This is a genomic window from Ulvibacter litoralis (genome assembly GCF_900102055.1).
In the GTDB taxonomy this organism is placed as follows: Bacteria; Bacteroidota; Bacteroidia; order Flavobacteriales; family Flavobacteriaceae; genus Ulvibacter; species Ulvibacter litoralis.
Genome location: NZ_FNBA01000017.1, coordinates 1 through 6,650, shown reverse-complemented (window position 1 = coordinate 6,650; position 6,650 = coordinate 1). Strand labels below are relative to the sequence as shown.

Genomic DNA, 6,650 nt, shown 5'->3' with positions numbered 1-6,650 from the left:
TCCGAATAATTGGAACTAAATAAAGAACTGAAAAGGTGTCGCCGCTTCAAGCCGCACACTACGCCAAGCGCTACAATTATTATACAAACCCGTTGTAAAACATTAAAAAAAAATTCGATGAATGAATTAAGACAATCAAAAAACTTTGCAAAACGAGAATTGAGATTGACTGAATCTAAACTATTTTATAACTATTCGAAATTCGGAAATAGTAATGAAATTGATATTCCATTTGAAAATATAGAAGGCGAAAAAGTCACTCATAAGAAATCTAATAATGTGATTATCTTTTTTTCTGCGATAGTCTATGCTGTATCTATAGCTTTATTTGTTGGTCAAATGAGAAACGGTACTGGTGAGGAATTTGCTTGGCTTTTTTGGGCAGTAATAGCAACTATAATTCTAGCCTTTTATTGGCTTACTAGAGAAAATTTTTGGAAAATAAAGCTTTCGGATAGTAATTATCTTTATATCCATAAAAACATACCAAACAAAGAAGTTCCTGAACAATTTATTGAGAATCTGATGAAAGCTAGAAATCAGTATTTACAAGAGAATTATTCATTAATTGATGAAAACCTTGATTATAAAAGCCAATTATCAAATTTTAAATGGTTAAAGTCAATTGGTGCTATTTCAAAATCTGAATTTGATGATAAATATGCTGAATTGAAAAGAACAGTAAAACCTGAAAAATCTAACATTGGATTTGGAAACTAACGTTTTACAACAACGTATAACAATTATGGCTCTTGCGGTAATTATTTGATATTCTCTGCAAATATTTAACTATATTGGTTTTTGAAAAATAACGTAACGCTTGCCCTTCTGAGTCTCACGCAGCTCTGAATAATTTGGTGCTAAGAAGAGAATGAAGAACTTGTCGCTGCTGCCCTCAGCGCGCTGCGCCAAACGCAACAATTGTTATACTAACTCGTTACCAGCAAGCAAGAAAAAAATCACAAAATGATATTCTGTGAAACTCTATAAACCACTTTTTTCAATAATTATAATTATTACTCAACTGATTTTATCGTTGCTCGATTATTATAATCTTCAAGAATGGAGGAAAATGAATCCTGAACTTGATTCCATTATTGACTTGAGTATTAGATACGATACGTTATTTTTATTTGTTTTAATAATAGGAATTTATGAAATGTTAACTAAACCGAGTTGGTTTAAAACCTTTATTAGAATATTACTGATCTGTATCGTATTATCATATAATTTCCTTGGATTTATTCCAATCGAAGATTTTAGATCAGGAATTTATAATGTTGCTTGGTTTTCAGCTTTTGTGGCATTAGTTCTGATTTTATTCCAACTTGTAAAATATGGAATTAGAAAAACAAACGATTGAAAACTGAACAAAGCCAGCAGGTAACAAAATATAACAATTATGGCTCTTGCGGTAATTTCACAATAATTTCTACAAATAATTAGCTATATTGGTTTCTGAAAAATAACGTTACGCTTGCCCTTCTGAGTCTCACGCAGCTCTGTTGAATTTGGAACTAAGAAGAGAATCATGAACTTGTCGCTGCTGCCTTCATCGCGCTGCGCCAAACGCAACAATCGTTATACAAACCCGTTGGGGTACATTAACAAACAATGAAACTAAGAATTATATTTATAGTAGGAATTCTATTTATTAGCAACTTAAGTGCTCAGGATGCTGATCGAAATATTTTGGATAAAACCTACGCGGATGAATTGCTCTCTAAAGCATTAAGTTTCAAAACTGATACTACCAAGACTTATCAGCCAATAATCGCGACAGAAGAAAAAGCCATTAAATACGCTGAACTATTTATGTTTGATAGATATGGTAAAGAAACCATTGAATTTGAAAAACCATATCAAGTTTATCTGATTGACAACTATTGGATTATATTTGGAACTTTACCGAAAAACTATCGGGGTGGTGTTTTCGAAATAGTTTTTGATTCACGAAACGGAAAAATTATTATGTTTGGACACGGAAAATAAAACGTACCCCAACAACGTATCAATAATCATAGCTCTTGCGAAACTAGAAGCAAATTGATTACAAATATTTAACTATATTGGTTTCTGAAAAATAACGTTACGCTTGCCTTTCTGAGTCTCACGCAGCTCCGAATAATTGGAACTAAATAAGGAACTAAAAAGGTGTCGCCGCTGCCAGCAGCGCGCTGCGCCAAACGCAACAATTATTATACAAACCCGTTACTTTTAATAGCTCGGAAAGAAAATCTTCGGATTTTTTTCCGAGCAGATTACTGCTAAGAACAAAGTCGGTCATTCTCACGTCCATCCGATTGAAAAAAGCTGATTTTGAATTTTCAACTCATAAGATATTCAAGTTTCAAAATTGAATTCCTTCTACTCTTCTGATTTTAAAGCTTATCCGAAAAACCTCTGAATCTAAATGTAATTCCGAGACAAATCATTTGGTTCGTATCTCGCTCCAAAAAGTAACAACGTATAACAATTATTGCTCTTGCGGGAATTACTAGATAATTTCTACAAATAATTAGCTATATTGGTTTCTGAAAAATAACGTAAAGCTTGCCCTTCTGAGTCTCACGCAGCTCTGTTGAATTTGGAACTAAGAAGATAAATTTGAACTTGTCGCTGCTGCCCTCAGCACGCTGCGCCAAACGCAACAATCGTTATACAAACCCGTTAGCAAGTATTTTAGAAAACACATTTTTATAATGAAATCACACATTCTACTATTTTGCTTATTATTTTCATTTTTAAGTTGCACTGATAAAAATATATCTGGAAACGATAAAATATCAGCTTCGCAAGTCGATACTTTAATCTATTCTTCTCGAGGGTTTAATGCAGGTCACAAACTCAAGCTTACATCTAACAATAATTTCGTGGATGAAGAATATTGGGCAAGTTGTTTCGGAGGTGGAGGATTACGAAAAGTTTCTGGTACTTATGTAACAAAAAATGGAAAAACTGTCTTAAACCCTGAAAATGTTGATTATATTGAACATCCAAGTTTCGAGGATGATACAATTAAGAGAAGTAACTTTTCATACAATTCTGACTCATTAAAAATAAAAACCGAATACTTTTTAATTGAGTGGCGACGAAATAAGTATTTCCTTGCTGAAACAGAAATTGAAATTCCAGAATTCGAAAATTTACCAACTCCTAAATATGAAAACGATTTTATTCGATTTGCCCAATACTTCAATTCGGAGTCAAGACGATTTAAATTTGATGGGTTTTTATATTTTGATAATGAAAATACTTGTGATTCACTAAACCCTAAATTTGATTACAAACAAATTCCAGAAAAATGGAGGAAATACTTTCTATACAAACCAATAGCTACAGAAATTATAAAACTCTTAAACGTAGAAAGAGTTAAGGACAAATATTCAGATGGATTTTACTGTCAAGTAGAGTTGAATAAAGGAGAAAAAGACAGTGTCTATACTGGTCTATATTTCAAAAATAAAAGAAGTAGGTTGACAATATTTATAGATTCTACTTCTAAAAACAAGAGTTACACAACAATTTATATGTCAAAAGATAAAAACCCAAAAAATCTAATTGGAACTGAATTAAGAACAAGATGGGAATAAAAACACTTGCTAACAATGCATCAATAATCATAGCTTTTCCATAATTACTTTGTGTTTAGTACTCAAAAATTACTACTTTAGTTATCGGAACAATATGAACTAGCTTGCCTTTCTGAGTCTCACGCGGCTCCGAATAATCGGAACTAAATAAGAAACTGAAAAGGTGTCGCCGCTTCAAGCCGCACACTGCGCCAAGCGCTACAATTATTATACAAACCCGTTACCTGTAATTATGAAAAAAAGCATTATTCGAATAATCTTCTTACTTTCATTAAGTATTAATGCTCAAGTAAAAATTGATAATATTTATTCGATTGACTTCCCTAATAACTATGAGAAATCTGAAAGTATTGAAAAAGCGGAACTACCTGAAAGATTTAAAGGAAAAGTAAGTAATCGAGTAAAAGTTGAGACCTATACATTCAATAATTCTGATAAAGATTTTTACTTTCTAATAACCACAAAATATATAAATGAGAATAATGAGCCTATCGAATATAACCCTGAAAGTATTTCTGAACTGTATAATAAATATGGAAAATATTCAAAAAAAATAATTGAGTCATTTAGTCGAAAAGGCTTTAAATTTAAAGACTCAACGAGTATAAGAATTAATAACTTTTTTGGACAAAAAATTACTTTTAAAGATAGTATTAGTGGAAATACAAATGCTGAAGGAAATCTAATTGAAATAAAAGGAAAACAATATTTCGCCATTTACTCTAAAATTGCCGAATTTAATGAAAATCGTAAAAACAAATTTCTGAATTCAATAAAAATAGATTCATCAAAAGAAGTTAAACAAATTACTAAACCTTATGATTTGAAAGAGAATTTATTGGAATTGTTTTTTAAAGGAATATTCGTTATTGGAATATTTTACTTGATTAGAAAATATAAAAAAACTACAGGTAACACCGTATAACGATTATTGCTCTTGCGGTAATTATTTAATATTCTCTGCAAATATTTAACTATATTGGTTTCTGAAAATAACGTAAAGCTTGCCCTTCTGAGTCTCACGCAGCTCTGAATAATTTGAAACTAAGAAGAGAAGTTTGAACTTGTCGCTGCTGCCCTCAGCGCGCTGCGCCAAACGCAACAATTATTATACAAAACCGTTGTGGTGCATTTAAGAAAAACATTCCGTAAGAAAGAAAATAAGTGAAAGCTGAAATAATAAATCAACCTTACTCTGGCGAATTTGAAGAAAGAATTTATGATGTGGAAAGCGTATGGAATTCCCAATCTTGGACTTGGGTAAAGTTTACAGACGAAAACGGAATTGAAAAAGTCGGACAGTTTCGTGGATTTCCAAAAGAAGTAAAAGTGTCTAAACAAAAAAGTGAAATTGTCGTTTTGACTTCTGACTGCGTATTTCGTTTAAATACGACTGAACTGAATGTAATCGAGGCGGAAAATCAAGTTGATTATGGAAATTTAGAAGTATCACCAAACGGAACTTTTATATTTTCGGAATTTAGTGACATTTATAAACTGGAAAAATCCCTTGCAGATATGCAAATTATCAAAAGTCCATTTGAAATGGATATGATAGAATTTAAAAAATGGAATGGAGACATTTTAGAATTTGAGTGTGACGAAATGGGAAGATGGGAAAGACACGAAATAATGGAGTTAGATACATCTGAATGGACTATAAGAATAAAAAAAACGCACCACAACAACGTATAACAATTATGGCTCTTGCGGGAATTTCACAATAATTTCTACAAATATTTAACTATATTGGTTTCTGAAAATTCGAACTCGCTTGCCTTTCTGAGTCTCACGCGGCTTTGAATAATTGGAACTAAGAAGTGAAGTTTGAACTCGTCGCCGCTGCCAGCATCGCGCTGCGCCAAACGCAACAATTATTATACAAACCCGTTGTACGTAAGTAAAAAAATGAATATAGATTATATTTTATCATCAAAAGATAAGCTTACTGAACTTGTTAAAAAGAACGGAATAAAAACATGGAACGAACTAACTGATTTTATTAAAAACTTACCATACGGGCGAAATAAAAATAGAATCGATTTTGAATTAGTTATATCAGAAAAAAAAGGAACTTGTAGCTCAAAACACGCCATTTTAAAAAGAATTGCAGATTTAAATAATATTCCAAACATTAATTTGATTGTTGGGATTTATCGAATGAATCAATACAATACACCGAAAATTGGAAACGAATTAAAAGATCATTCAATTGAATTTATACCAGAGGCTCATTGCTATTTAAAAATCAATGGAAAACGAATTGATTTGACTACGAGAACATCTGAATTTAAAAAAATTGAAAAAGATATAATTCAAGAAAAAGAAATTAAACCTGAACAAGTTGCTGAATATAAGATTGAATATCATAAAGATTATATAAAACATTGGCTTATAAACGAAAAAATGAAATTCAGCTTTGATCAAATATGGAAAATAAGAGAAAAATGTATAGAAAATTTAACTGATTAAAAAAACCAACGTACAACAACGTATACTAATCATAGCTCTTGCGAAACTAGAAGCAAATTGATTGCAAATATTTAACTATATTGGTTTCTGAAAAATAACGTTACGCTTGCCTTTCTGAGTCTCACGCAGCTCCGAATAATTGGAACTAAACAAGGAATTGAAAAGGTGTCGCCGCTTCAAGCCGCACGCTGCGCCAAGCGCTACAATTATTATACAAACCCGTTACCGTAAATGGTCAGAAAAATTTAGAAATGAACAGATTTTTGACTCTTATGTAAAACAAGGTTTACCAATAATGCAGAACTAAATAACAAGCTTCTGAAACCACTGTTATGCGAGAAAAGTTTAACCAATAATGCAGAACCAAATGACAAACTTCTGAAACCACCGTTATGCGAATAAACCTCAACCAATAATGCAGAACTAAATAACAAACTTCTGAAACCACTGTTATGCAAGAAAAGTTTAACCAATAATGCAGAACCAAATGACAAACTTCTGAAACCACTGTTATGCGAGAAAAGTTTAACCAATAATGCAGAACCAAATGACAAACTTCTGAAACCACTGTTATGCGAGAAAAGT

8 protein-coding genes are annotated in these 6,650 nt (G+C 31.7%); 7 read left to right on the top strand and 1 reads right to left on the bottom strand.

What is annotated here, in order from left to right; all coding sequences use genetic code 11:
- Positions 1-117: 117 nt before the first annotated feature.
- The 7 genes from BLQ00_RS16850 to BLQ00_RS16820 all read left to right on the top strand — a co-directional run bounded on the left by BLQ00_RS16850 (position 118) and on the right by BLQ00_RS16820 (position 6,065).
- Positions 118-720 (top strand): hypothetical protein, encoded by a 603-nt coding sequence (locus BLQ00_RS16850; protein WP_093145490.1) that lies wholly within the window; start codon positions 118-120, stop codon positions 718-720.
- Between the two features lie 256 nt (positions 721-976).
- A complete protein-coding gene (locus BLQ00_RS16845; protein WP_139149450.1) occupies positions 977-1,363 on the top strand; it encodes a hypothetical protein in 387 nt (128 codons plus the stop codon).
- A 251-nt stretch (positions 1,364-1,614) separates the two neighbouring features.
- Positions 1,615-1,992: an NTF2 fold immunity protein gene (locus tag BLQ00_RS16840; protein WP_093145488.1), complete on the top strand. Its 378-nt coding sequence runs from the start codon at positions 1,615-1,617 to the stop codon at positions 1,990-1,992.
- Between the two features lie 710 nt (positions 1,993-2,702).
- Positions 2,703-3,593: a hypothetical protein gene (locus BLQ00_RS16835; RefSeq protein WP_093145487.1), complete on the top strand. Its 891-nt coding sequence runs from the start codon at positions 2,703-2,705 to the stop codon at positions 3,591-3,593.
- A 232-nt stretch (positions 3,594-3,825) separates the two neighbouring features.
- Positions 3,826-4,518: a hypothetical protein gene (locus BLQ00_RS16830; protein ID WP_093145486.1), complete on the top strand. Its 693-nt coding sequence runs from the start codon at positions 3,826-3,828 to the stop codon at positions 4,516-4,518.
- A 239-nt stretch (positions 4,519-4,757) separates the two neighbouring features.
- Positions 4,758-5,288 carry a hypothetical protein gene (locus tag BLQ00_RS16825; RefSeq protein ID WP_093145485.1) on the top strand — a complete coding sequence of 177 codons (531 nt, stop codon included), beginning with the start codon at positions 4,758-4,760 and terminating at the stop codon, positions 5,286-5,288.
- A 213-nt stretch (positions 5,289-5,501) separates the two neighbouring features.
- The gene (locus BLQ00_RS16820; protein WP_229792668.1) at positions 5,502-6,065 is read left to right on the top strand and encodes a hypothetical protein; all 564 of its coding nucleotides are present in this window, start codon (positions 5,502-5,504) and stop codon (positions 6,063-6,065) included.
- A gap of 245 nt (positions 6,066-6,310) precedes the next feature.
- Here BLQ00_RS16820 and BLQ00_RS17720 read toward each other — a convergent pair.
- Positions 6,311-6,650: hypothetical protein (locus tag BLQ00_RS17720; RefSeq protein WP_217629440.1), on the bottom strand; the 340-nt coding region annotated here is incomplete at its 5' end.